Origin of the sequence: Pimelobacter sp. 30-1, assembly GCF_018831735.1 — a bacterium.
In the GTDB taxonomy this organism is placed as follows: Bacteria; Actinomycetota; Actinomycetes; order Propionibacteriales; family Nocardioidaceae; genus Nocardioides.
In genome coordinates, this window is the sequence record NZ_NHTS01000004.1 from 301585 (window position 1) to 327953 (window position 26369).

The 26369-nt window shown below is 71.2% G+C and carries 23 protein-coding genes and 2 tRNA genes; 19 read left to right on the forward strand and 6 right to left on the reverse strand.

Translation table 11 applies throughout. The features are described from left to right. The 4 genes from yidC to rpmH are packed head-to-tail and all read right to left on the reverse strand — an operon-like array spanning position 1 to position 1979. On the reverse strand, positions 1-1083 hold the full coding sequence (yidC, locus tag CCO04_RS11205; RefSeq protein WP_215814224.1) for a membrane protein insertase YidC: 1083 nt from the start codon (positions 1081-1083) through the stop codon (positions 1-3). A gap of 4 nt (positions 1084-1087) precedes the next feature. Continuing rightward, the gene (gene yidD, locus CCO04_RS11210) at positions 1088-1414 is read right to left on the reverse strand and encodes a membrane protein insertion efficiency factor YidD (RefSeq protein ID WP_215814225.1); all 327 of its coding nucleotides are present in this window, start codon (positions 1412-1414) and stop codon (positions 1088-1090) included. Continuing rightward, positions 1411-1797, reverse strand: coding sequence for a ribonuclease P protein component (rnpA, locus tag CCO04_RS11215; RefSeq protein ID WP_215814226.1), 387 nt, complete (start codon positions 1795-1797; stop codon positions 1411-1413). Before rnpA ends, yidD begins: the two co-directional genes overlap by 4 nt. 44 nt (positions 1798-1841) lie before the next feature. Next, on the reverse strand, positions 1842-1979 hold the full coding sequence (gene rpmH, locus CCO04_RS11220; protein ID WP_075018668.1) for a 50S ribosomal protein L34: 138 nt from the start codon (positions 1977-1979) through the stop codon (positions 1842-1844). A gap of 584 nt (positions 1980-2563) precedes the next feature. On the opposite strand from rpmH, the gene dnaA reads away from it, so the two are divergent. From dnaA to gnd, 3 genes are all read left to right on the forward strand, one after another. Next, entirely contained in the window at positions 2564-4123 is a 1560-nt protein-coding gene (dnaA, locus tag CCO04_RS11225) for a chromosomal replication initiator protein DnaA (RefSeq protein ID WP_374197005.1), read from the forward strand. Between the two features lie 366 nt (positions 4124-4489). Continuing rightward, positions 4490-5632 (forward strand): DNA polymerase III subunit beta, encoded by a 1143-nt coding sequence (gene dnaN, locus CCO04_RS11230; protein ID WP_215814227.1) that lies wholly within the window; start codon positions 4490-4492, stop codon positions 5630-5632. A 51-nt stretch (positions 5633-5683) separates the two neighbouring features. Then, the gene (gene gnd / locus CCO04_RS11235; protein WP_215814228.1) at positions 5684-6565 is read left to right on the forward strand and encodes a phosphogluconate dehydrogenase (NAD(+)-dependent, decarboxylating); all 882 of its coding nucleotides are present in this window, start codon (positions 5684-5686) and stop codon (positions 6563-6565) included. Between the two features lie 4 nt (positions 6566-6569). Here gnd and CCO04_RS11240 read toward each other — a convergent pair whose 3' ends face one another. Together CCO04_RS11240 and CCO04_RS11245 are read right to left on the reverse strand one after the other, a co-directional pair. After that, a complete protein-coding gene (locus CCO04_RS11240) occupies positions 6570-6983 on the reverse strand; it encodes a DUF2752 domain-containing protein (RefSeq protein ID WP_215814229.1) in 414 nt (137 codons plus the stop codon). Positions 6984-6994: 11 nt separating this feature from the next. Then, a complete protein-coding gene (locus CCO04_RS11245) occupies positions 6995-7426 on the reverse strand; it encodes an NINE protein (RefSeq protein ID WP_215814230.1) in 432 nt (143 codons plus the stop codon). 87 nt (positions 7427-7513) lie between these two features. On the opposite strand from CCO04_RS11245, the gene recF reads away from it, so the two are divergent. From recF to CCO04_RS11325, 16 genes are all read left to right on the forward strand, one after another. Beyond that, on the forward strand, positions 7514-8635 hold the full coding sequence (gene recF, locus CCO04_RS11250) for a DNA replication/repair protein RecF (protein WP_215814231.1): 1122 nt from the start codon (positions 7514-7516) through the stop codon (positions 8633-8635). Next, positions 8628-9230, forward strand: a complete 603-nt coding sequence (locus CCO04_RS29740; RefSeq protein ID WP_308281179.1) for a DciA family protein — start codon at positions 8628-8630, stop codon at positions 9228-9230. Before recF ends, CCO04_RS29740 begins: the two co-directional genes overlap by 8 nt. Positions 9231-9350: 120 nt before the next feature. After that, complete coding sequence (locus CCO04_RS11260; protein ID WP_215814232.1) at positions 9351-11702, forward strand: ATP-binding protein; 2352 nt, start codon at positions 9351-9353, stop codon at positions 11700-11702. After that, a complete protein-coding gene (locus CCO04_RS11265) occupies positions 11699-12385 on the forward strand; it encodes a hypothetical protein (protein ID WP_215814233.1) in 687 nt (228 codons plus the stop codon). The genes CCO04_RS11260 and CCO04_RS11265 overlap by 4 nt, the downstream gene beginning before the upstream one ends. Before the next feature lie 147 nt (positions 12386-12532). Beyond that, complete coding sequence (locus tag CCO04_RS11270) at positions 12533-12991, forward strand: hypothetical protein (RefSeq protein ID WP_215814234.1); 459 nt, start codon at positions 12533-12535, stop codon at positions 12989-12991. Positions 12992-13038: 47 nt separating this feature from the next. Next, on the forward strand, positions 13039-16245 hold the full coding sequence (locus CCO04_RS29745) for an SdrD B-like domain-containing protein (RefSeq protein WP_215814235.1): 3207 nt from the start codon (positions 13039-13041) through the stop codon (positions 16243-16245). Positions 16246-16248: 3 nt separating this feature from the next. Next, positions 16249-16995, forward strand: coding sequence for a hypothetical protein (locus CCO04_RS11280; protein WP_215814236.1), 747 nt, complete (start codon positions 16249-16251; stop codon positions 16993-16995). After that, positions 16992-18332: a right-handed parallel beta-helix repeat-containing protein gene (locus tag CCO04_RS11285; RefSeq protein ID WP_215814237.1), complete on the forward strand. Its 1341-nt coding sequence runs from the start codon at positions 16992-16994 to the stop codon at positions 18330-18332. Before CCO04_RS11280 ends, CCO04_RS11285 begins: the two co-directional genes overlap by 4 nt. After that, entirely contained in the window at positions 18329-18922 is a 594-nt protein-coding gene (locus tag CCO04_RS11290) for a class F sortase (RefSeq protein ID WP_215814238.1), read from the forward strand. Before CCO04_RS11285 ends, CCO04_RS11290 begins: the two co-directional genes overlap by 4 nt. Further along, positions 18919-20067, forward strand: coding sequence for a Dyp-type peroxidase (locus CCO04_RS11295; protein WP_215814239.1), 1149 nt, complete (start codon positions 18919-18921; stop codon positions 20065-20067). The genes CCO04_RS11290 and CCO04_RS11295 overlap by 4 nt, the downstream gene beginning before the upstream one ends. Before the next feature lie 256 nt (positions 20068-20323). Next, positions 20324-22408 (forward strand): DNA topoisomerase (ATP-hydrolyzing) subunit B, encoded by a 2085-nt coding sequence (gene gyrB / locus CCO04_RS11300; RefSeq protein WP_308281180.1) that lies wholly within the window; start codon positions 20324-20326, stop codon positions 22406-22408. 126 nt (positions 22409-22534) lie between these two features. Then, positions 22535-25147, forward strand: coding sequence for a DNA gyrase subunit A (gyrA, locus tag CCO04_RS11305; protein WP_252373147.1), 2613 nt, complete (start codon positions 22535-22537; stop codon positions 25145-25147). Beyond that, positions 25147-25668, forward strand: a complete 522-nt coding sequence (locus tag CCO04_RS11310) for a DUF3566 domain-containing protein (protein ID WP_215814241.1) — start codon at positions 25147-25149, stop codon at positions 25666-25668. Before gyrA ends, CCO04_RS11310 begins: the two co-directional genes overlap by 1 nt. Positions 25669-25763: 95 nt before the next feature. Then, positions 25764-25837 (forward strand) — tRNA-Ile (locus CCO04_RS11315). Positions 25838-25918: 81 nt separating this feature from the next. After that, positions 25919-26044, forward strand: coding sequence for a DLW-39 family protein (locus CCO04_RS29750; protein ID WP_235319082.1), 126 nt, complete (start codon positions 25919-25921; stop codon positions 26042-26044). A 31-nt stretch (positions 26045-26075) separates the two neighbouring features. Further along, a tRNA-Ala gene (locus CCO04_RS11325) sits at positions 26076-26151 on the forward strand. Positions 26152-26369: the final 218 nt, after the last annotated feature.

Below are 26369 nucleotides of genomic sequence, written 5' to 3' on the forward strand. Positions count from 1 at the left end.
TCACTTGCTGTCTCCCTGCTCGTTCGTGGTCTCGTCGGTCCCCTCGGTCGGCGAGCTGCTCGCCTGACCGTCGGGGTTGTTCGGGGTGCCGCCGGCGCCCGCACCCGACGCCGGGGTCCGCGGACCGCCCTTGCGCTGGGAGCGGCTCTGCCGCTTGGGCTGCTGGCGCGTCGAGGGACGCACCTCGACCTCGGGACGCTCCTCGACCGCGGTCTCGGTCGTCGCGTGGCCGTGCCGGGCCGCCTTGGCCTTGTCCCGGTCGACCTTGGCCTGGAAGGCCGGCGTACCGGGGGCCGGGTTGTTGCGGATGACGTAGAACTGCTGGCACATGGTCCACAGGTTCGAGGTGGTCCAGTAGAGGAGGACACCGACCGGGAACGCCACACCACCGAGACCGAAGGCCACCGGGAGGATGTAGAGCAGCATCTTCTGCTGCTGGGCGTAGGGGCCGCTCATCGCCTCGGCGGGCATGTTCTTGGCCATCAGCTGACGCTGCGTGGTGAACGTGGTCGCGGTCATCGCCAGCACCAGGATCAGCGCGACGATCATGACCAGGCTGTTGGGGTCGTCGCCCCAGGTGCGCGAGCCCCAGAACGAGTCGGCCAGCGGGATCTTGCCGAAGATGTCGGACTGGCCGAACTCACGCGCTCGCTCGGCGTCGAGGAAGCCGTGCGGCTTGCCGGTCTTGGCGGCCTGGTCGAGGAGCCGGAAGAGCGCGAAGAAGATGGGCATCTGCAGCAGGATCGGCAGACACGACGCGAACGGGTTGGTGCCCGCCTCGCGGTAGAGCTTCATCGTCTCCTCGGCCAGCTTCTGCCGGTCGTGGCCGTACTTCTTCTGCAGCTCCTTCACCTTGGGCTGCAGCAGCTGCATGTTGCGGCTGGACTTGATCTGCTTCACGAACAGCGGGATGAGCGCCGCCCGGATCACCAGCGTCAGGCCGATGATCGACAGGGCCCAGGACAGACCGCCCTTGGGGTCGAGCACCAGGCTGAGCAGCTCGTGCCAGCCGATGAGCACTGCCGAGATGATGTAGTACAGCGGCACCATGATGAAGTGGCCGATGTCGCCGATGAATCCCACGGAATCAGGCTCCTTGCTGGGAGTGGCCGCCGGCGACGGTCGCCGGGCGGAAGTCGGAGGCGCGCTCAGCGCGCGCGTCGGGCTCGGTCTCGAGCTCGGGGGAGGAGCCCGCGGAGCGGCGCGGCGGGACGTGGTCGACGCCGCCGGGTGCCCACGGGTGGCAGCGCAGCAGCCGCCGGATCGCGAGCCAGGTGCCCTTGATCGCGCCGTGCACGCGCAGCGCCTCGACGGCGTACGCCGAGCAGGAGGGGTAGTAGCGGCACGACGGTCCGAGGAACGGGCTGACCACCAGCTGGTAGCCGCGCACCAGACCGATCAAGAGCCACTTCATCGAGCCTCCCGCTGCTCCGCGCTCACGCGGTCCAGACAACGGTCGAGATCGGCCAGCAGTTCCGGGTACGACGCCTCGGCCGCCGGCGGTTGCGCCCGGACGACGAGCACCGACCGCAGCGGCAGGGCCGCGACGCGCTCGCGCATCGCGTGCCGCAGCCGGCGCTTGACCCGGTTGCGGACCACGGCACCGCCGACCGCCTTGCTGACGACGAAGCCGACCTGGACGGCCGGATCCTGCGTGCCCCCGGACATGCCGGAAACCTGCTGCTCCTCGAGGAGCAGCAGGTGGGCGACGAGGGTGCGCGATCCCGCACGACGGCCGCGACGGCCGGCCGCCCGGAAGAGATCCGGGTCGGTCAGCCGGTGGCCTGCAGCGAGCACGTCAGCCCCACGGGAACCGCTGGGCGGACACGCTGGTCCGTCCGTCAGACGGACAGGCTCGAGCGGCCCTTCCGGCGACGGTTCGCCAGGATGGCGCGACCGGCGCGGGTGCGCATCCGCAGTCGGAAACCGTGCACCTTGTGACGGCGACGGTTGTTGGGCTGGTACGTCCGCTTGCTCACGAATCGGCCTCTCAATGCATGTACGGGAAGGGTCTTGCCGGCAGCCTCCAGCGCACTCCGGTCGGGAGTCCGCTCAGCACGTCGGCCGGCACCGCGCAGCCACGACGACCCCGCGGGGAGCGAGAAGGTCGTGGACATGCGGCACCGGTCGACACCGGCTGACCGATCAACGGTACGCGGAGGCCGGATCAGGGGTCAAACCGGCGGCCCCTCGGCAGCGGGTTCTGTGATCCATCTCCACCCCGGACCACAACCTGTGGATGACAGGTTGATCCACAGGCCCCGCGGCGGTTAGGTTCGACCGATCCGGGTTTCCCCGCCGGTGTCGGCTCGCCCCCTCGGCCACCGCGGGGCAGGCTCCCACCACATCTCGGGATCCTGCCGCTGACCTGCGGAAACACTGGTTGCGGTCGGCGATCGAACGGTCTCCCGACCGCATCGAGAGCCCGATGATGCAAATGTTCACAACCTGTGGACAAACTTGTGGAGCCAGGTCGGGCCACCGCCCGCCGACGGCGCTGCAGCACCCACCACGAACGAGAGGGACAGGCGTGACCGGCAACCCGGATCAGCCCCAGGACGAGATCGACACCCCCGCCCCGGACACCCCTCCCGTCGACCCGGCCACCGCGCGCCTGGTCCACGAGTGGTCCGCGGTCGTCGGCGACCTGCAGACCCACCAGCGCGCCTGGCTCCAGGCCAGCCGACCGGTCACCCTCCACGGCACGACCGCGATCGTGGCCGTGCCCGACGACTTCACCCGCAAGCGCCTCGAGGGCCGGCTGCGCGGCGAGCTCGAGGACGCCCTCACCGAGCGCTTCGGTCACGAGGTCCAGCTCGCGGTGACCGTGGACAGCTCGCTGCGCCACGAGCTCGGCGCCGAGTCCGCGTCGTACGACGACGGGCCGGCGTACGAGAGCCCCAGCTACGACGCGCCCGTCGAAGCCCCCAGCGTGGATCGACATGTCGATTTGTCGACAAGTCCACCTGTCGACATGTCGACCTCCGGTACGCCGGACACCCCGCTCCCGACCGGCCCCGGCCCGTCGATGCCCGACCTCGGCGCCGCCAGCGGCTCCGGTCCCTCGGCCGCAGCGACGGGCGGTGAGTCGCGGCTCAACCCCAAGTACACGTTCGAGACCTTCGTCATCGGCTCCTCCAACCGCTTCCCGCACGCGGCCGCGGTCGCGGTGAGCGAGGCGCCGGGGCGCAGCTACAACCCGCTCTTGGTCTACGGCGAGTCCGGCCTCGGCAAGACCCACCTGCTCCACGCGATCGGCCACTACGTCCGGACCATCTATGCCGGCTCCAAGGTGCGCTACGTCTCCAGCGAGGAGTTCACCAACGAGTTCATCAACGCGATCCGCGACGACCGCCAGGACCGGTTCAAGCGCAAGTACCGCGACATCGACGTGCTGCTCATCGACGACATCCAGTTCCTCGAGGGCAAGACGCAGACCCAGGAAGAGTTCTTCCACACCTTCAACACGCTCCACAACGCGAACAAGCAGATCGTGCTGACCTCCGACCGCCCGCCCAAGCGGCTCGAGGCGCTCGAGGACCGGCTGCGCAACCGGTTCGAGTGGGGCCTGATCACCGACGTCCAGCCGCCCGACCTCGAGACCCGCATCGCGATCCTGCGCAAGAAGGCCGCGATGGACCGGCTCACCGCGCCCTCCGACGTCCTCGAGTTCATCGCCTCGAAGATCCAGACCAACATCCGCGAGCTCGAGGGCGCCCTGATCCGGGTCACCGCCTTCGCCAACCTCAACCGGCAGGACGTCGACATGACGCTCGCCGAGATCGTGCTCAAGGACCTGATCCCCGAGGGCGGCGAGCCCGAGATCACCGCGTCGCTCATCATCGCCCAGACCGCGGCCTACTTCGGGCTCTCGATCGACGAGCTCACCGGACCCAGCCGCGGCCGGCACCTGGTGATGGCCCGGCAGATCGCCATGTACCTGTGCCGCGAGCTCACCGGGCTCTCGCTGCCCAAGATCGGCGCCCAGTTCGGCAACCGCGACCACACGACCGTGATGTACGCCGAGCGCAAGATCAACCAGCTCCTCGGCGAGCGCCGCGCGGTCTTCAACCAGGTCAGCGAGCTCACCAACCGGGTCAAGATGCAGGCCCGCCAGAGCTGACGCACGGCCGCGGCGAACGACAAGAACCTGTGGAGAAAACCGGCGGAATTGTGAGAACTACACGGGGAGGATTCCGTGGAGCCGCCAGGCGCGCGCTCCACAGCGCCCCCGTCGTCCACACCCGGGCCTTGTCATTCGGTTTTCGTCCACAGCCGTCATCCACCGGCAAAACCGCCGCTCACCTGGGCAAACGCCGGTTCTCCACAGTTTCCACCGCCGCTATGACCACTCCCTGACGACATGCTGCCCTCGATCGCCGGAACTCCTCCGAGCCCCCTTCCTGTGGATCGATCCCTCCCGGTGCATCCCTCACCGGCGACGTGGCAGGATGCAACTCCCACCCAACTCGTGAAGAGGTAGGACGACGTGAAGTTCCGTGTCGAACGCGATGTGCTCGCTGACGCCGTCGCCTGGGCAGCGCGCAGCCTGCCCGTCCGACCGAGCGCGCCCGTGCTCGCCGGCCTGCTCATCGAGGCCGGTCGCGACGGCCTGGTGCTCTCGACGTTCGACTACGAGACCTCCGCTCGGGCCACGCTGACCGCCGAGGTCAACGACGAGGGCAAGGCGCTGGTCAGCGGCCGGCTGCTCGCCGACATCTGCCGCAGCCTGCCCAACAAGCCCGTCGAGCTGACGCTCGACGGCGCCCGGGTCTCGCTGACCTGCGGCTCCTCGCGGTTCTCGCTGCAGACGATGCCGGTCGAGGACTACCCGACGATCCCCGAGATGCCGGCCGCCACCGGCACCGTGCCCAGCGACGCCTTCGCGCACGCCGTGGCCCAGGCGGTCACCGCCGCCGGTCGCGACGACATGCTGCCGGTGCTCACCGGTGTCCGCCTCGAGATCGAGGGCGACACCATCGCGCTGCTCGCCACCGACCGCTTCCGGCTCTCCCAGCGTGAGCTCACCTGGAACCCGGGCACCCCCGACGCCACCGTCGCCGCGCTGGTCCCGGCCAAGGTGCTCGGCGACACCGCCAAGTCGCTCACCGCCGGCCCCGAGGTGACCATCGCGCTGTCGGCCTCCGGTGCCGGCGACGGCATCATCGGCTTCGAGGGCACCGGCCCCGGCGGCGTACGCCGGACCACGACCCGGCTCCTCGACGGCGAGTTCCCCAAGGTCCGCAGCCTGTTCCCGTCCGAGAAGCTCACGATCGCCAAGATCGACCGCCAGGAGCTCATCGAGTCGGTCAAGCGCGTCTCGCTCGTCGCCGACCGCAACACCGCGGTCCAGCTGAGCTTCCGCGACGGTGCGCTCATCCTCGACGCGGGCTCGGGCGACGACGCCCAGGCCTCGGAGTCGGTGGCCGCCGAGATCGAGGGCGACGACCTGGTCACCGGCTTCAACCCGAACTTCCTGCTCGACGGGCTCGGCGCGATCGACGAGGCCGTCGTCGAGCTGGCCTTCACCCAGGCCTCCAAGCCGGTCGTCATCAGCGGCACCGGCGACGAGGCCGCCGACCAGGGCGGGAGCTTCCGCTACCTGCTCATGCCGCGGCGCCTGCTGAGCTGACCCGGGCCACGCACCACCGCCACCCACCCCGCGACCAGAGGGAGATGCGCCATGCACATCGGACTCGTAGGACTCGGAAAGATGGGTGGCAACATGCGCACCCGGTTGCGCAACGCCGGCCACACGGTGGTCGGCTACGACCGCAACCCGGACCTGGCCGACGTCCCCAGCCTGGCCGCCATGGTCGAGGCGCTGCCCGCACCCAAGGTGGTCTGGGTGATGGTGCCGGCCGGTGACCCGACCCGCTCCACGATCGCCGAGCTCAAGGACCTGCTGGGCGCGGGCGACCTGGTCGTCGACGGCGGCAACTCCAAGTACACCGACGACGCGGTCAACGCCGCCTCGCTCGCCGAGAACGGCATCGGCTTCGTCGACTGCGGTGTCTCCGGCGGTGTGTGGGGCCTCGAGAACGGCTACGCCCTCATGTACGGCGGCGCCCCCGAGGACGCGGCCAAGGTGATGCCCGCCTTCGAGGCGCTCAAGCCCGCCGACACCGACGACGGCCTGGTCCACTGCGGCCCGACGCCCGGCGCCGGGCACTTCGCCAAGATGGTCCACAACGGCATCGAGTACGCCATGATGCAGGCCTACGCCGAGGGCTGGGAGCTGCTCGAGAAGGTCGACATCGTCGACAACGTCCCCGAGATCTTCGCCTCCTGGCGCACCGGGACCGTCGTCCGCTCGTGGCTGCTCGACCTGCTCGTCGACCAGATCCGCGCCGACGAGCACCTCGACGCCCTCCAGGGCTACGCCGAGGACTCCGGCGAGGGCCGGTGGACCGTCGAGGCCTCGATCGAGAACGCCGTACCGATGCCGGCGATCTCGGCCAGCCTCTTCGCACGCTTCGTCTCGCGCCAGGAGGACAGCCCGGCGATGAAGGCGATCGCCGCGATGCGCAACGGGTTCGGCGGGCACGCCGTGCGCAAGGAGTAGCGGTCTAGACCGAGAGCACCGCGCGGACCACGGCGAAGCCGAGCCACGCGGTCAGGACGACCACCGCGAGGGGCGTGCGCACCAGCCGGTCGAGCGACGGCGCCGCGGTACGGCGTACCCGCGCGCGGACCACGGCGAGGGCCAGGCCGAGCACCACCAGCGCCAGGACGATGCCGAACGGGTTGGCCGCGAGACCCTCGCGCCACCACCCGTGGGCGAGGTAGACCCAGGACCGGGTCAGACCGCAGCCCGGGCACGGGAGCCCGGTGAGGTTGCGGAACGGGCAGATGACCGGCCCGTCCTCGACGTGCTCGGGCGAGAACACGAAGCTCGCCCCGAGCGCGACGATCCCGGCGGCCGCGAGCACCTCGGTGCTCGCGATCCGCCGGGAGGTCGTCGGTTGCTGCGTGGTGGTCATGGCACACCAGGTCAGCGGAGCGGACGGCCCTGGGCGTCGGGGATCTTGCGCAGGGTGACCAGGATCGCGTCGATGAGCGACCAGATGCCGAGGCCACCGCAGGTGAGCAGCTTGGCGATGCCCAGACCGGTGTAGCCGAGGTAGAAGCGGTCGATGCCGAGGCTGCCGAGGAGCCAGGTGAAGATCAGCGTCATCACCCACTCCTTGTCGGAGAACAGGCCGGGCACGTCCTTGGCGAGGACGTACTGCTGGCTCTCCGCGGTGCGAACGGCGGTGTCGGCCTTGAGCTGGCCGCTGACGGCCATCTGGGCGAGCTGACCGAAGTCGATCGGGCCCTGCTCCTGGCCGAGGTAGTTGATGAAGAACGGCCCGGCCGGGGCGCCGTAGCCGCCCGGGGCGCCGGGCCCGCCGTACGGCGGGGGAGGGGTGGGTGGTTGCGTCATGCCGGTCAGCCTAGGGTGATCCAGCCCGGTCCAAACCCGATCGCGGTGAGAATCGGGGAGAATCGGATCACGGGAGGAGGTGGACCGGTGCACGTGGCGCACCTGACGCTGCACGACTTCCGTTCGTACGCCGACATCGACGTCGCGCTGGAGCCCGGCGTCACCGCTTTCGTCGGCAGCAACGGCCAGGGCAAGACCAACCTGGTCGAGGCGGTCGACTACCTCTCGCGGCTCTCCTCGCACCGGGTCGCCACCGACGCTCCGCTGATCCGGGCGGGCGCCGACCAGGCGATCGTGCGCGCCGCGGTGGTGCGCGACGGGCGTACGGCGATCCTCGAGGTCGAGCTCAACCCGGGGCGTGCCAACCGGGCCCGGATCAACCGCTCGCCGCTCTCCCGGGCGCGCGACCTGGCCGGCATCGTGCGCACGGTGGTCTTCAGTCCCGAGGACCTCGCGCTGGTCAAGGGCGACCCGGGTCAGCGCCGGCGCTTCCTCGACGACCTGCTGGTGCTGCGCACCCCGCGCTACGCCGGGGTCCTCTCCGACTACGACCGGGTGCTCAAGCAGCGCAACACCCTGCTCAAGACGCTCTACGCCGCGCGCGGCTCCGCGCGCGACGCGGCGCTCGCCACCCTGGCGGTGTGGGACGACCACCTGGTCGCGACCGGCAGCGAGCTGCTCGCGGCGCGCCAGGCGCTGACGACCGACCTGGCGCCGTACGTCGGCAAGGCGTACGAGGCGGTGGCCCGTGGTGCCTCGCGCGATGACGCCCGGGTCGAGTACCAGGCGAGCGTGCCCGAGGCGACGCCCGAGGCCTTCCGGGCCGAGCTGGAGCGCCGCCAGTCCGACGAGATCGGCCGCGGGCTCACGCTCGTCGGGCCGCACCGCGACGACGTGCTGCTCACCCTGGGGCCCGGCGATGAGCAGCGGCTGCCGGTGCGCGGCTACGCCAGCCACGGGGAGTCGTGGTCCTTCGCGCTGGCGCTGCGGCTGGCGTCGTACGACCTGCTGCGGGCCGACGGCGACGACCCGATCCTGGTCCTGGACGACGTCTTCGCCGAGCTCGACGCCGAGCGGCGGGTCCAGCTCGCCGGTCTCGTCGCCGGTGCGGAGCAGGTGCTGGTGACGGCCGCGGTCGCCGCGGACGTGCCTGAGCAGCTGGCCGGCACCACCTTCCACGTCGCCGCGGGGGAGGTGACCCGTGCCTGAGCCCGACGAGGAGCAGACCGAGGGGCCCGAGGGTGCCGAGGTCCCCGAGGAGCACCGGGCCGACGGCCTCGACCTGGCCCGCGCCCAGATGCTCGGCACGGCCGGGGCGAGCACCACGCCCGCGGGCCGGCGTCCGCGCCGAGGCTCCGGGTCGTCCTCCGGCAGCAAGTCCACCTGGACGCCGCGCGGACGTCGGGTGCGCGGCGAGGCCCAGCTGAGCAGTGCCTATCCCGACGGTCGCGACCCCCAGGGTCTCGGCTCCGAGCTCGGCCGGCTCATCGACGGCCGGGGCTGGGCGCTCGACCTCCAGGTACGCGGCGTCTTCGCCCGCTGGGCCGAGATCGTGGGTGCCGAGATCGGCGCCCACTCGACGCCGGAGTCGCTGGTCGACGGGACGCTCGTGGTCCGCACCGACTCGACCGCCTGGGCCACCCAGCTCAAGCTGCTCGCCGCGACGGTGGTCAAGCGGCTCAACGAGGAGCTCGGCCACGGCACGGTGACCGTGGTCGAGGTGCTCGGCCCGCACGCACCGAGCTGGAAGCACGGACGCCGCAAGGCGCCCGGCAGCCGCGGTCCGCGCGACACCTACGGCTGACCCCCGAACGGGGGTCGTGGGTCGGGGTTCGGTGCTCGACGGTGGCCGCGTCCACTAGCGTTCCTCCCGTCTCCGGTTGCGATCGGCGACCAGGGTGGGAAGCGGGGAGAGCAAACGGTGGTGGGGTGGGCAAGCGTCCGCCGGCGGCTTCTGGACGACCCCTTCGGCGACGAGGGCCAGGCCGGCTGGACGATGCGGACGGTCACGGCGTCGATCAGCCGGACCTTCCTGCGCGGCATGGCGCTGTGGCAGGCGGTCATGGTGCTGACGGTCGTGATCGAGCCGGTCGCGCCGGCGCTGCGCGTCGCGCTGCTCGCGGCGCACCTGGCCCTGGCCGGCTGCGCGCTCCTCGTCGCGTCCGGCCGGCTCCCGGTGTGGAACGTGATGCTGCTGGCGTACGCCGCCTTCCTGGTCGACTGGACGACGGTCACCTCGCCCGACAGCCCGCTGCTCCTGGCCGCCTGCTGGATGGCGAACCTCGCCGCGATCCTCCCCGCCTTCCTCATGCGGGGGCGCACCGCGATCGCCTGGCCGGTCGGCGCGGCCCTGGTGGTCCCGGTGCTCATGGTGCTCACCGTGCCGGACTCGGGCAGCGGCCTGCCGGCGTCCGTCGCGGGGACGGCCCTGGCGATCATGGTGGCGAGCCGGTTCGGGGTCACCTTCCTGCTCGACTTCGTCCGTCGTGCTGACGCCGAGCACGAGCTCGCCGACGCGGAGCGCCACACCGTCGAGGTACGCCGAGCGGCCAGCAGCCGCGCCGCCGAGGACGCCCGGCTGCTGCACGACACGGTCATCAACACCCTCGGCGCGCTGGCCAACGGCGGTGGCGCGACCACCGACCTGGACGCGGTCCGCGCCCGGTGCGCCCGCGACGTCGCCACGCTCGAGGCGATCACCGACGACGCCGAGCTGCCCCTGGCCGGGCACGGCATCCGGCACGGGCTGTACGCGAGCGGCATCCGGATCGTCCACACCGGCGTCTCCGACGAGGAGCTCGCCCGGCGCGAGGCGCTCGTGCCCCCGGCGGTGCTCGACGCGCTGGCCCGGGCCACCGGTGAGCTGGTGCGCAACGCCGAGAAGCACTCCCGTGCGGCCGAGGTGCGCGTCGACGTCCAGGTCCGGCCGAGCGGGCTGGTCGTCACGGTCAGCGACGACGGCGTCGGCTTCGACGGCGTCGCGCCGTCCGGGCGCGGTCTCGCCGAGTCGGTGCTGGGCCGGCTGAGCGACACCGGGGTCGACGTCGAGCTGGTCTCCACCCCCGGCTTCGGCACCCGGGTCACGCTCACCTGGACCATGGCCGGCAGTCCGGCCGCTCCGGCCGAGGCCGACCGGAGCGCCGCCACCGACGCGATGATGGGCGCGGTGGTCGACGGGCTCCAGCGACGGGCGTCGGGGCTCTTCGCCCTCGCCCTCGTCGTGGTCGGCGTCTACCTGGCCTTCACCAACCACCGCGGGCAGGCGACCGAGGAGTACCCGATGGTCGCCGTCGTCGCGGCCGTCTGGGCCCTGGCCTGGTGGTTGCGGGGGGACACCCGGCCACGCCGGGTGCTGCTGCCCCTGCTGCTCGGCGTCGGCTCGTCGGCGGCGTTCGTGCTGTCCGCGGCGGCGGTCGACTTCGGGCGCTCGGAGATCGTACTGTGGCAGGCGATCTGCCCCAGCGGGCCGCTCCTGCTCGTGCTCGGCGACCGGTACTGGCGCCGGATGGCCTGGTGGCCGGTCGGCATGCTGCTGCTGACGATCGCGACGGTCGCTGCGCTGGTGGCGCCGTCGAGCGGCCGGGGCGCGGTCTCCGTCCTCGTCGCCGGTGCGGCGTGCGTGGGCCTCGTCGCGGCCTGGGCCGCCTTCCAGCGGATGGTCATCACCATCGGCCGTCAGGTGGTCGCCGACCAGCAGGCCGCGGCCCGGCTGCGGACCGAGGTCGAGACCCGGGAGGCCGCGAGCCGATCCCGCCGGCGCTGGGCGGCCGCGGGGCTCGCCGAGTCCGTGGCGATCCTGCGCCGGGTGGCCGACGGGGAGGTCGATCCCACGGCGGAGCCGCTGCGGCAGGTCTGCGTCGAGGAGGAGGCCTACCTGCGCCAGCTCACCCAGCTCAACCCCGAGCTGGTGTGGATGGGCGACTGGTTCGCCCGGGCGCTCGCCGAGGCGCGCACCGGCAAGGCCGCGCTCGCGGTCCGTTCGGGCCCGGTGGATGCGGGTGCCGAGGTGGCGCCGGCGCTGGGCGAGCTGCTGCTGACCGCGGTGGGCGCCGTACCTGCGGGTGAGCAGATGACGACGACGCTGTTCCCGGCTCCCCGGAGCCTGCGCTTCACGCTGGTCGGCCCGGCGCCGTACCTGGCGACGGTGGCGCGGGCCTGGCGGCTGCCGGACGGCGTGGAGATGTCGGTGCAGAGCTTCGGCCCGCAGGACCTGGTCGAGGTGGTGGTCCCGGTGGCAGCGCCGGAAACCGTGAGGATCGGAGATGAGGACTCGTGAACGTTCCTTCCCAGGGCGCCCGGCGCTACGAGTGGCGCGTGGCGCTGGTCGAGGACCACATGCTCCAGCGCAAGCGCACCGAGGAGCTGGTGGCCGCCCAGCCGGGCCTGCGCGTGGTGTGGAGCGGGGAGACCCTCCGCGACTTCACCGCCTGGCTCGACACCGTGCCCGAGCCCCGGCGCCCGCAGCTGCTGATCCTCGACCTGATGGTCGAGCGCGGGGCGAGCGCCGACCCGGCCGTCGTCCGCGAGCTCACCCGCTCCGGGCTCAAGGTGCTCGTGCTGTCGGCGATGGCCTCGCCCGAGCTGGTCCGCAAGATCCTGCGCGCCGGCATCGGCGGCATCGCGGGCAAGCGCGACTCCGAGGAGGACATCGTCGCCGCGATCTGGACGGTGCTCGGCCGCGGTCAGTGGCTGACCCCCGAGCTCGCCAGCGTGATCGCCGGGGACGCCGAACGCCCCCAGCTCAGCGACCAGGAAGAGCGGGCGCTCGTCCTCTACGCCTCCGGGCTCACGCTCGAGGCGGTCGCCGCCGCCCTCGGCGTCAAGAAGGACACCGCCAAGAAGTACCTCAGCCGGGTGAAGGCCAAGTACGCCACCGCCGGGCGCCCGGTGGGCACCAAGCTCGAGCTCAACACGGTCGCCCAGCAGGACGGCTACCTCGATCCGCCGTCGCGTTCCTGACCTCCCGGCGGCCCCCTGAACGGAGGTCAAATCCGCCGCTCCGGTCCCGGAACCGCCCGTCGTCCCTAGCATTTCGGCGCGACCTGGCTGTGTGCCGGTGCAGCAGCCAGCGGGCGCGATCGAGCGCCCCTCGACCGCGGAACAGAGATGACGAGAGATCGGGAGTTCGGCCCCCGTGCGCGGCGGTACCGGTGGCGCGTCGCGCTGGCCGACCGGGACCCCCGCCACCGCAGGCGCAGCGAGGAGCTGATCGGTGAGCAGCCCGGTCTCGACCTGGTGTGGTCGGGGAGCACCGCCGGCGAGCTGGCGGCCTGGCTGGCCGAGGCGGCGCCGTCCGAGCACCCGGTGCTCCTGGTCGCTGACGCGCCGCTCGCCCAGCAGCAGGACGGTGTGCTCGCCGGCCTCCGGGTCCTCGTCGGACCGGACGACGAGCTCATCGCGGCCATCTGGTCGGAGCTGAGCCGCGGGCGCCGCATCGGGCTGGACCAGCTCGGACTGGGTGCCGAGGCCCGCCCCCTGCGGACGGGTGTCGTGCGGTCCCGGGAGGGGACCCCGGAAGGGGGGTCATCTGGCGCCGGGAAGGGCTTTTCGGACCACCGGACCTGAGTCCTTCCCCTTGAATCGCGCCCGACCGAGTTTTTCTGAGTGGGGACGTGAAGGAGTTCAAGGTGCACACAGGTGCTGATCGGATCGGGCGTCGGCCCGGCCGTCGTACCGCTCGCATCGCGGCGCTGGCGCTCGGCGCCGGAACGCTCGCCTTCGGTGTCGGCGTGCCGACGCCGCCGGCGGCGCAAGCAGCGAGTGGCGATGGCGGACTGACCGTGCGGGTGATCCGCGACATGGGGGCGAACGGCGCCTGGGACCCGGTCATCGACCTGGCCCTGCCGGGAGTGGCGGTCACGGTGACCGATGCCTTCGGGCACACCGTGTCGCTGACGACGGACGCGACTGGTGTCGCGACGCTGCCGGCGGGTGACCCCCGGCTGACGGGCGGCAAGTACCGCGTCAACGTCGCCAACCCCGACGCGACCTACTACACGCCGGCCTTCGCGTCGTCCGCCGACCCGGCCGACACGCCCTCGGCCACGCGGCTCTCGTCGAACCAGGAGTTCGTCGACCTGTCGTCGGGCTCGGACAAGACCGTGACCACCGGCTTCTGGCGCGCGCGGGACTACTGCCAGTCGAACCCGCAGGTCGCCAACGCCTGCCAGCCGGGCATGTTCGTCCACGACGGTGCGGGCGCTGACGCCAGCACCGAGTCGAAGGACACGGTCTTCCTCACCAACTACAACACGAGCGCCTACCAGGAGCTCGCGCAGTCGAAGACCACGGGCAGCGACATCGGCACCGGTGCGGTCTACGGCATCGCGTACGACCGGATCCGCAAGAACGTCTTCTCCGCGGCCTTCGCCAAGCGCAACGTGGACTACGGTCCGCTCGGCCCCGGCGGTCTCTACGTGACCGACCCGGCCACGGGTCTGACCCGCGCCTTCGCGACGGTCCCCAACGCGGGCACCACGCTGCACGACTCGACGGGTGTCGCCAACGGCGGCAACGAGGACTTCGACTTCCGCACGGTGGTCGGCAAGGAGTCCCTCGGCGCGATCGTCATGAGCGACGACTACACCAAGCTCTTCGTCGCCAACCTCAACGACAAGAAGGTCTACGTCTACGACGTCACCGACACCTCGGGTGCCGCGACGCCGCTGACCTCCTTCGCCATCCCGGACCCGGGCTGCGCCAACGCCGGTGACTGGCGTCCGGGCGGTCTCGGCGAGGCCGACGGCGTGCTGTACGCCGGCGGCGTCTGCAGCGGTGAGAGCGAGGGCACCGCCCGCGCGACCACGATGCGTGCGGTCGTCCAGACCTTCAACGAGACCACCTACGCGAGCATCGCCACGGTCCTCGACCAGTCGATCTCCTACAAGCGTGCCGGCGACGGCTACGCCTGCATGGGCGACGCCGGCTGGTTCGGCTGGAACGACGACATGTGGTGCGGCAACAACGGCCAGGTCAGCGTCCCGACGCCGTGGCTCGGCAAGATCGTGGTCGAGGCGAACGGCGACCTCAACCTCGCCTTCCGCGACCGCACCGGTGACCAGGTCGGCGTGAACCTCGAGGCCCGCACCGACGCCGGTGGCACGGTCTACCCGTACTACCAGGTCGGCGGCGACCTCAACAAGGCGTGCCTGGGCGGCTCGGGGACCTACGTCCTCGACAGCAACGGCGGCTGCGGGATCGCTCCGGTCGCGGCCGGCAGCCCGGTCAACCGCTTCTACGACACCCAGGTCGTCCACCCGAACGGCGTCTTCGCCGGCATGACGATGAGCCGCGCCGAGCCCGGCCTGATCATCGACGAGATGGACGGCGGCGGCGCGTTCCACACCCAGGCGATCGTCGCCAAGAACCGCGGCACGGGCAACAACACCGCGGGTCAGACGATCGGCGAGGCCAGCGGTCTCGGCCTCAAGTTCGGCAAGGGCCAGGGCCTGGCCGACATGGACGTCCTGTGCGACCTCGCGCCGATCCAGATCGGCAACCGGGTCTGGTACAACGACGCGGCCGACGGCAAGCAGAGCGCCGGGGAGAACCCGGTGGTCGGTGCCACGGTGAACCTGTACGACAAGCAGGGCAACCTGGTCGCCACCACGACGACCAACGACCGCGGCGAGTACTACTTCGACTCGCTCACCACCGAGGGCCTCGACTACGAGACCGACTACGTGGTCAAGATGGACAACCCCGCCGACTACCAGCCGGGCGGTCCGCTCGACCGTGCCGACTGGGCGCTCTCCAAGACCGCGACTGGTCCTGAGGGCAACAAGGCGACCGCGGGTGGCGACGGGTACCCGGCGATCTCGCTCAAGACCGGCAAGCCGGGCGAGAACAACCACGACCTCGACTTCGGGTTCACCCCGAAGCCGAGCATCCACATCGTCAAGTACGACGGCCGCCTCGAGGGCCCCGTCGGTGGACCGCTGTCGCACGCCAACAACGAGGCGTCGCCGACGGTCTACCAGGCCGGCCCGAACGGCATGACCGGTGCGCAGCCGGTCGCGATGATCGTCACCAACGACGGCAACGCGGCCCTGGGCAACGTGAAGGTCACCGACGAGACGCTCTCGAAGCCCGCGATGAAGGGCCTCACCTGCGACTTCTCGGCGCTCGGTGGCCCCGCCACCGGTACGACCTGGGCCGGGATGTTCCTGCCGGGTGACTCGTTCCCCTGCACGGGCACGATCGACCTGGAGGCCGGTGAGGTGCACGCCGACCGGATCAAGGTCGTCGGTGAGCAGTTCAACCCGCTCACCAACCAGCCGGTCGCGGGCGTCGCCCCGGTGACGGACGCCGACAAGTACTACGCCAAGACCGGGTACACGTCGAAGATCGTCATCACCAAGAAGGACAAGGCGACGGGCGCCGAGGCCGACACCAAGGGCACCGCCCTGCGGTTCCGCCCCGGCCAGACGCGGAAGATCGTGATGCCGGCGACCAACCTCGGCACCTCGCCGATCCGCCGGGTCCAGGTCAGCGACCGCACGCTGAGCGGCGCGAAGGTCACCGACTTCCGGTGCACCTTCCCCGACGGCAAGACGGTCAAGGCCAACCGCAAGGGTGTGGTCCGCTGGGCCGCCAGCTTCGGGGCGAACCCGAAGACCTGGAAGCCGGGCGTCACCTTCAAGTGCACCGCGAAGCTGACCATGAAGCCGGGAGCGCGTCTCCACGGTGACAAGGTCACGCTCACCGGTTCCGACCCGAAGGGCACCCGCCTCACCTCGAAGAACCGCTTCTACGCGACCACGAGCCAGCTCGCCGGTGTTCCGGCGACGGGTGCTCGGGTGCTGCCCGGGATCCGGTAAGTAGTGAGCAACCAGCGGCGGCTACGGCTGATCCTCTCGGCCGTAGCCGCTGCTGCCTGCCTGACCGGGTGCGGGCAGCAGCAGAACTCACCGGACGCGGAGCCGCCGAAGCGGCTCACCACCGAGCAGGCCCAGGCCTTGGCGGTGCTCCGGTTCAACAACTTCTCGGCGGGACGCGTCCCGCTGACGATCGAGGCGCACGGCGCCGTCACGCTGCGCGCGAGCGTGGTCGTGGACTTCCGTGCCGGTGCCGCCTACGGCGACTACACGACGAGCGAGCCCGGGAGCAGCGAGTCGCTGACCTCGGGTGTCATCGCCTGGAGCACCGACCAGGTCGGTACGGCGAGCGGCACGGCCGACGGCGCCGTCCCGGCGGCGACCGCCTGGACGCAGCGCCCGATGGACGCGAGCCAGCCGACCGACGTGGCGCTGGCGCTCGCGCTCCAGTTGGGCGCGGACCGGCCGGAGAACCCGGTGCTCCTCCAGCAGAGCGGGGCCCGGCTGCTCCGGGTCGAGGGCAAGGGAGACGACACGGTGTACGTGATGAGCGGTCCGGGCCGAGCGGCCGCGGACGGCAGCCCGGGTGCGGCGGCGTCCTCGCGGACGACGTACTGGGTCGACCGGACCGGCCACCTCGTCCGCTTCGAGGCCCAGATCGGCGGCGGCGACCCCGCGACCTTCACGGTCGGCGACGGCGAGCCGGCCGCGATCCCCGGCAAGGTGCTGCGCTTCCTCAGGAGGACCTCGTGAGCCGCATTCGCGGACTCGTCGCCGCGCTGGCCCTGGTGCCGGCCCTGCTGACCGCCTGCGGCGCGAAGGACGACGCCCCCCCTCATCCCGGCGCTCCTTCGCCCGCAGGCTCCCCGCTCGTCGAGGTCCCCCAGGACGCCCCGACGATCCAGGAGGCCGTCGACCGCGTGGCTCCCGGCGGGATGGTGCTCGTCTCGCCGGGGACCTACCACGAGAGCGTGGTGGTCGCGACCGAGGACGTCACCGTGCGCGGCACCGACCGCGCGGGTGTGATCATCGACGGCGACGGGATCCGGCCGCACGGCGTCGTCGGGATCGCCGACGGGGTCCGGATCCAGAACCTCACGGTCCAGCGCACCACCTTCTACGGGGTCCTCGTCACCGGCCTGCACGACGGCGACGGGCCGCGCGCCAACACCGACGGCTCGGGCTACGAGAACTTCGACCCCGAGAAGTTCCCGCCGCTGCAGCGCTTCCAGGTCGACCACGTGACCGCGGCGAACAACGGGCTCTACGGCATCTACGCCTTCAACGCCCAGCACGGCGTCATCCGCGACAACTACGCCAGCGGCTCCGCCGACAGCGGCTTCTACGTCGGGCAGTGCCACGCCTGCGACATCCTCGTCACCGGCAACGTGGCCGAGCGCAACGCGGTCGGCTTCGAGAACGCCAACGCGTCGACCCCGCTCATGGTCGTCGGCAACCGGTTCAGCTCGAACCGGGTCGGGATGACCTTCCTGTCGGACTACCAGGAGGCGTTCATCCCCCAGACCGGCGACGTCATCGCCGGCAACCTGGTCGTGGACAACAACGAGGCGACCAGCCCGGCCCAGGCCGACGGCGGCTTCGGCATCGGCATCGGGATCAGTGGCGGCACCGACAACCGCTTCGTCCGCAACCGCGTCGAGGGGCACCGCCGGGCCGGGATCAGCATCGCGAGCTCCAGCGACCTGCCGGCCCTGCGCAACACCCTGACCGGCAACGCGTACGCCGGCAACGCGATCGACTTCGCCGACATCTCCTCCGCGCGGGTGCTCGGCACGGGCAACTGCCCCGAGCCCGGGACGTCGACCCTGCCCGCCGGGCTGCCCATCGCGGGCGCCGGCTGCACCGCGCAGACCGCCGGGCGCGCGGTCGCGCCGGAGCAGGTCGCGCGCCTCGCCGCCGCACCGCCGGGGATGAGCTTCCTCGAGGTGCCGCTGCCGACCGCCCTGCCCGGGCTCACCGACGTCACGACCGCCCCGCAGCCGCTACCGGAAGGCCCCACGATGCCCGACCTCGCGTCCGTGAAGGTGCCCGGCCGATCGCTGCTGAGCGCGTGGGTGATGGTCCGATGAGGTATCTCGTGCTCGCGCTGGCCACGGTGGCCGCGCTGCTGCCCGGACCGGCGTCCGCCGCTCCCGCTGCGGCTGCGGCCGACCCGGCCGCCCGCACCACCACCTGCGCGACGACCGCGTCGTCCGGGATCCGTCCCGTGGGCGCCCGCTTCGACGTGCTCGGCCGAGAGTTCCGGGTCGTCCGCGTGCGCCGTACGGCGAGCGGTGCGATCGGGACCCCGCCGGTCACCAAGGCCGGCAAGAAGATGGTCGGCTGGGACCGCCAGGTCCGCCCCGGCGCCGGGGTCGGCTCGGTCATCCTCGACGCCCACACCTGGCCCGACGGCTCGGCGCTGGGCAACTCCCTGCTCCGCACGCTGCGTGCCGGGCACACCTTCTCGCTGCGCGCTGCCGACGGACGGACCGTCTGCTACCGGGTGCACGCGCGGCGCAGCTACCCGGCGGCCCGGGTGCCCCGCGCCAAGGCGTTCCGCGACTGGGGGTCGGAACAGGCCGTGATCGTGGTGTGCTCGGGTCGCCGGCTCGGGCCGGGCAAGTGGACCCGGCGGACGGTCTGGTACGCCGTGCCGCTCGCCGTGGTGCCCCGATGACCGCCCGCACGAGCCGGCGGGGCCTGCTCGCGTTCGGATCCGCCGTGACCGCGATGGGTGTCGCGGGCTGCGGTGCGGACCGGACGCCGGGTCCTTCCGCGGCGCCGGTGCCGGGGGGCGCCGGCGCCGCGGGGGAGGCCGGTGGCCCGGTCGCGGCCGACGGCACCGCCCAGGCGGGCATCGACCGCCCCGTGCTCCCGCAGACCCACCTGACCTCGCTGGTCCTCGACCTCGACGTCCCGCCCGGGCCGCTGCTCGCGGCGCTGGGGACCACGATCCGCACGCTCACCACCGAGGCCACCGACGGGGTGGACCCCGGTGACCTGACCGTCACCGTGGGCGTCGGGCCGGCGCTGGTCCGCCGGGCCGGGGCCGACCTGCCCGGCGCGACCGACCTGCCGTCGTACCGGCGCGAGGAGATGGGGGAGCGCGAGCGCGGCGGCGACCTGTGGCTCCAGGTCTGCGCCTCCGATCCGCTCGTCGTGGCGCTCGCCGTGGCGACCCTGGAGGAGCAGCTGCGCGGCTCCGCGCGGCTGCGGTGGGCCCAGCGCGGCTGGCGGGGTGCCTACGCCGCGACGCCGGGGGACCACCAGGCGACCCGCAACGTCCAGGGCTTCCAGGACGGCATCGTCGCGCCGCGCTCGGCCGACGAGCTCGCCGAGGGCGTGTGGCTGGCCGGGCCCGTACCGGTGGCCGGCGGCACCATCGCCGTGCTGCGCCGGTTCCGGATCGACGTCGCCGGGTGGCGGCGCCTCGGCGTCGACGGCCAAGAGGCCGCGGTGGGCCGGCGCCGGGGCTCGTCGCTCGCGCTCTCCGGCGGTGCCGACATCGACCTGGGCGCCAAGACGCCCGACGGGCAGTACCTGGTCCCGGCCGACGCGCACGTGCGCCGGGCCCACGCCCGCGACGCCGGGGTGCCGTTGATGCTGCGGCGCTCGTACTCCATCGACGACCCGGACCCCGGGCTGCTGTTCGTGAGCTTCCAGAGCACCCTTCGGGCGTTCACCGCGACGATGCAGCGCCTCGAGGAGAGCGACCGGATGCTCGACTTCGCGACCACGACCGCGACCGGGACCTTCCTGGTGCTGCCCGGTCACGCGGAGGACCGCCCGCTGGGCGCGGGGCTCTTCGGCACGGCCGGCTGACAGGGCGCGCCGGGAGCCGCTTCGACGTACGGGGACCTGTCGACACCCCTGCTCGGGCCTCCGAACCCCGTTTATGGGCCGTCCAGGGCCCTTTTTCGCAGACCGACCCCTGTTTGCGCGCCCGCAAGACGTGTCTGCAGGCCCTCAGAAGGCTAGAATGGGCAACTGGGCCGGGAACGCGTTTCGGGACGTCTGACTCGGCCTTCGCCATGCTCCCGGCAGGCGCTCACGAACGATCGAAGTGAAGAGGTCCCGCGTGTCCACTGACGACCAGTCCCTCGAGCCGGAGTCCCCGGAGTACGACGCGTCCGCCATCCAGGTCCTCGAGGGTCTCGAGGCGGTCCGCAAGCGACCCGGCATGTACATCGGCTCGACCGGTGAGCGGGGCCTGCACCACCTGATCTGGGAGATCGTCGACAACGCGGTGGACGAGGCGCTCGCCGGCTACTGCGACACGATCAAGGTGACCCTCAACCCCGACGGCTCGGTGAGCGTGGCCGACAACGGCCGTGGCATCCCGACCGACACCGCGCCCGGGCAGGAGCTGCCCGCCGCGACGCTGGCGCTGACCGTGCTCCACGCGGGCGGCAAGTTCGGCGGCGGCGGCTACAAGGTCTCCGGCGGTCTGCACGGCGTCGGCTCGTCGGTGGTCAACGCGCTCTCGACCCGACTGCGGCTGGAGATCAAGAACCGCGGCTACCTCTGGGAGCAGGACTTCTCCCTCGGCGTGCCCGACTTCGACCTGCGCCAGGTGCGCCCCCTCGAGGAGGGCGAGCGCACCGGTACGACGGTCACCTGGTTCGCCTCGGACGACATCTTCGAGACCACCGACTACACCCTCGAGACGATCTCGACCCGGTTCCGCGAGATGGCCTTCCTCAACAAGGGCCTGCGGATCGAGCTGCGCGACGCCCGGCCCAAGGCCGAGGACCTCGCCGACGCGGTCGAGGACGGCACCGTCGACGAGTCGGCCGGCGTCGCGGCGGCGGCGTCTGCCGTCCACGCGGTCGACGTCGACGGGCACAAGGCGCTCGAGCAGGTCTTCCAGTACGAGCGCGGCCTGGCCGACTACGTCGACTTCCTCAACCGCAGCAAGACCCCGATCAGCTCGATCATCGCCTTCGAGGACCAGACCGCGGACGACGCGGCCAACCCGATGAGCCTCGAGATCGCCATGCAGTGGCAGGCGTCGTCGTACAACGAGTCGGTGCACACCTTCGCCAACACGATCAACACCCCCGAGGGCGGCACCCACGAAGAGGGCTTCCGCGCCGCGCTCACCTCGCTGGTCAACCGGTGGGGCGAGGAGTGGGGCCTGATCAAGAAGAAGGAGGACCGGCTGACCGGTGACGACATCCGCGAGGGTCTCACCGCGATCATCAGCCTCAAGATCTCCGAGCCGCAGTTCGAGGGCCAGACCAAGGCCAAGCTCGGCAACACCGAGGCCAAGGGCTTCGTGCAGTCGGCCGTCAACGACGAGCTCGGCGCCTGGTTGGAGCAGAACCCCAACGAGGGCAAGGAGATCATCCGCAAGGCCCAGGCCGCGGCCACCGCGCGCATCGCCGCGCGCAAGGCGCGCGACCTGGCCCGCAACCGCAAGGGCCTGCTCGGCGGCGGCGGTCTCCCGGGCAAGCTGCGCGACTGCAGCTCGCGCAACCCCGAGGAGTGCGAGGTCTTCATCGTCGAGGGTGACTCGGCCGGCGGCTCGGCCGTCATGGGCCGGGAGAACCGGATCCAGGCGATCCTCCCGATCCGCGGAAAGATCCTCAACGTCGAGAAGGCGCGCATCGACAAGGTCCTGGCCAACCAGGAGGTCCAGGCGATCATCTCCGCGCTCGGCACGGGCGTGCACGAGGAGTTCGACCTCGACAAGCTGCGCTACCACAAGATCGTGCTGATGGCCGACGCCGATGTCGACGGCCACCACATCAACACGCTCCTGCTGACGCTGCTGTTCCGCTTCATGCGTCCGCTGATCGAGGCCGGCCACGTCTACCTCGCCCAGCCGCCGCTCTACCGGATCAAGTGGAACAAGCCGGCCGAGCACGAGTACGTCTACTCCGACGCCGAGCGCGACGCGGTCATGCGCGACGGCCTCGAGCAGGGCAAGAAGCTGCCCAAGGAAGCACCGATCCAGCGCTACAAGGGTCTGGGCGAGATGAACGCCGACGAGCTGTGGGAGACCACGCTCGACCCCGACCAGCGCGTCCTGCTGCAGGTCAACCTCGAGGACGCGGCCCAGGCCGACGAGATCTTCTCGATCCTCATGGGCGAGGACGTCGAGCAGCGGCGCTCGTTCATCCAGCGCAACGCCAAGGACGTTCGCTTCCTCGATATCTAGGTCTCTAACACCTTTCCTAGATATCGATAGACGACACCAGAGAGAGCAATCGTGACTGAGACGCAGAGCAACCTCGGCGACGGCGCCGGCGGCGGGCGGATCGAGCCCATCGACCTGCAGGAGTCGATGAAGCGCTCCTACATCGACTACGCGATGGCCGTCATCGTCGGCCGCGCGCTTCCCGACGTACGCGACGGGCTCAAGCCGGTCCACCGCCGGGTCCTCTACGCCATGTACGACGGCGGCTACCGCCCCGACCGCGGCTTCAACAAGTGCGCCCGCGTCGTCGGCGACGTGATGGGTAACTACCACCCCCACGGCGACTCGGCGATCTACGACACCCTGGTGCGCCTCGCGCAGCCGTGGGTGATGCGCAACCCGCTGGTCAACGGCCAGGGCAACTTCGGCTCTCCGGGCAACGACCCGGCCGCTGCGATGCGGTACACCGAGTGCCGAATGGCGCCGCTGGCCATGGAGATGGTCCGGGACATCGACGAGGACACCGTCGACATGACCCCGAACTACGACGGCAAGACCGAAGAGCCGACCATCCTTCCGGCCCGGTTCCCCAACCTGCTCGTCAACGGCTCGGCCGGCATCGCGGTCGGCATGGCGACCAACATCCCGCCGCACAACCTGCGCGAGGTCGCCGAGGGCGCCACCTGGGCCCTCGAGCACCCCGACGCCACCCGGGTCGAGCTCCAGGAGGCGCTGCTCGAGCGGATCAAGGGCCCCGACTTCCCCAACGGCGCCATGATCGTGGGCCGCGAGGGCATCGAGCAGGCCTACCGCACCGGTCGCGGCTCGATCACCCAGCGCGCGGTCATCGAGGTCGACGAGGAGAAGTCGGGCCGCACGGTCCTGGTGATCACGGACCTGCCCTACATGGTCAACCCCGACAACCTGCTCGTGAAGATCGCCGAGCTCGCCGACGCCGGCAAGGTCCAGGGGATCAGCGACGTCCGCAACGAGACGTCCTCGCGCGTGGGCCAGCGCATCGTCGTCGTGCTCAAGCGCGACGCCGTGGCGCGCGTCGTCCTCAACAACCTGCTCAAGCACACCGAGCTGCAGACCAACTTCAGCGCCAACATGCTGGCGCTCGTCGACGGCGTCCCGCGGACCCTGACCATCGACCAGTTCATCAGCAACTGGGTCGAGCACCAGATCGACGTCATCCGGCGTCGTACCGAGTTCCGGCTGCGCAAGGCCGAGGCCGACGCCCACATCTGGCGCGGTCTGGTCAAGGCGCTCGACATGCTCGACGACGTCATCGCCCTCATCCGGCGCTCGCCCGAGGTCGAGGACGCCCGCCGCGGCCTGATCGAGCTGCTCGACATCGACGAGGTCCAGGCCAACGCGATCCTCGACATGCAGCTGCGGCGCCTGGCCGCCCTCGAGCGGCAGAAGATCATCGACCGGTTGGCCGAGCTCGAGATCGTCATCGCCGACCTCAAGGACATCCTCGCCAACGTCAGCCGCCAGCGGCAGATCGTGATCGACGAGCTCGGCGAGATCGTCGCGAAGTACGGCGACGACCGTCGTACCCAGATCATCGCGGCGGCCGGCGACATGTCGATGGAGGACCTGATCCCCGACGAGGACCAGGTCGTCTCGATCACCCGCGGCGGCTACGCCAAGCGCACCCGCGCCGACCAGTACCGCACCCAGAAGCGCGGCGGCAAGGGCGTCCGCGGCGCCTCGCTGCGCGGCGACGACGTGGTCGACCACTTCATCTCGACCACCTCGCACCACTGGCTGCTGTTCTTCACCACGGCCGGCCGGGTCTACCGGACCAAGGTCTACAACCTGCCCGAGGCCTCGCGCGACGCCAAGGGCGGCCACGTCGCCGGCCTGCTGTCGTTCCAGCCGGACGAGTCGATCGCCCAGGTGCTCGCCATCCGCGACTACGAGCAGGCGCCGTACCTGGTGCTCGCCACGCGCAGCGGCCTGATCAAGAAGACCCGCCTGGGCGACTACAACAGCCCGCGCCAGGCCGGCGTCATCGCGATCAACTTCCGCGAGGACGACGACGAGCTGATCGGCGCCGAGCTGGTCGACGGCGACGACCACATCCTGCTCGTCTCCCGCAAGGGCCAGGCGATCCGCTTCCCCGCCGACGACAGCCAGCTGCGCCCGATGGGCCGGGCGACGTCCGGCGTCACCGGCATGAAGTTCCGCGACGGCGACGCCCTGCTCTCGATGTCGGTCATCCGCGCGGCCGACGTCGCGCACGAGGAGTCCGACGCCGACGTCCAGTACGTCTTCACCATCACCGACGGCGGCTTCGCCAAGCGCACCCGCATCTCCGAGTACCGCCTCCAGTCGCGCGGCGGCATCGGCATCAAGGCGATGGCCCTGGCCAACGAGGACCGCGGCGTCCTGGTCGGCGCCTTCATCGTCGTCGACGGCGACGAGATCCTCTCCATCACCCAGTCCGGCCAGGTCGTCCGCAGCCCCATCAACGACGACTTCCGCCCGACCGGCCGCTCCACCCAGGGCGTGAAGTTCGTCAGCCCCAAGAAGGGCGACGCCGTCGCCGTCGTGGCCCGCTCCGTCGAGGCCAAGGACGCCGACGAGGAGGAGGGCGCCGAGGGCGCCACCGAGCCGGGTGCCGAGCCGGGTGCCGAGGCGACGGAATCGCCGGTTCAGGGTTCGGATGCCACAATCGTTGAATCGGACGACCCGGGCACGGGCGAGACCGGGACGTCCGTGGACGAGTCCGGAGAGAGTGAGAGCTGATGACCGAGCGCGTCGAGGACACCGTGATCCGACCGACGGCCGATGGCGGCCGCCCGGCGGGCGCACCGTCCCCGACCCACCCGGCCCCCAGCGGCCCGCCCCCGGTCCCCGGCGCCACCGACGCCCCGGCCGCCGCCCGCGGCCGGGCGCCCCGCCGGGCCCGGCTCCGCCTCACCCGGGTCGACCCCTGGTCGGTGATGAAGACGTCCTTCCTGCTCTCCATCGCCTTCGCGGTCGTCACCGTGGTCGCCGTCGCGATGGTCTGGCAGGTCCTCGGCGCCGCCGGCGTCTGGGACTCGATCAACTCCACGATCCAGGAGGGCATCGGCGGCAAGGACGTCCAGTCCTTCCGCATCGAGGACTACCTCGGCACCAGCCGCGTCCTCGGCTTCACCATGCTCGTGGCCGCCATCGACGTCGTCCTCATCACCGCCGCCGCCACCCTCACGGCCTTCCTCTACAACATGTCGGCCGCCCTCCTCGGCGGCGTCGAGATCACCCTCGCCGAGGACGGCAACTGACCACCCGCCCCGTTTTGTCCCCGGCTCACCGCCTCCGGTAGTGTCTGTCCTCGGCTTGCTGCCGAGGGGCTTCCACCCAGAGCGGCTAGCCACCCGGGCCTATAGCTCAGACGGTTAGAGCACCACACTGATAATGTGGGGGTCAGAGGTTCAAGTCCTCTTAGGCCCACGGAAAAGCCCCGGCCGCGCATCCCGCGGACCGGGGCTTCTTTCGAATGACGGGACCATCCCGTCGAAGGGAGAGTGCACAGTGAAGAAGATCCTCCTCGCCGTCCTGGCCGCCGCAGGCGTCGTCATCGCCGGCAAGAAGCTCCAGGAGAGCAAGGCCGAGCAGGCCCTGTGGGCCGAGGCCACCGACACGCTTCCGAAGAACTGACACACCGCCCGGCCGTCGTACGGCTGGGGTGGGGGCCTTGGCGCAATTGGTAGCGCACCTGCTTTGCAAGCAGGGGGTTGCGAGTTCGAGTCTCGTAGGCTCCACCAGAGAAACCGCAGGTCATCCTGCGGTTTCTTTCATTTCTATAGTGCTCTGTTTTGATTCCAAATCGGGCGCGAGGGGGACTGTAGGGGGAAAGGTATTCAGCGAGGCAGTCGAGAGGATCCATCGATCCGTCGCCAAACCGCTGTCTCGACGCCGCCGCCTGACTTCGGACACACCCTCGTGACTTCTCGGGTCGCAGGTCGCTGACCTGGGGTGATGG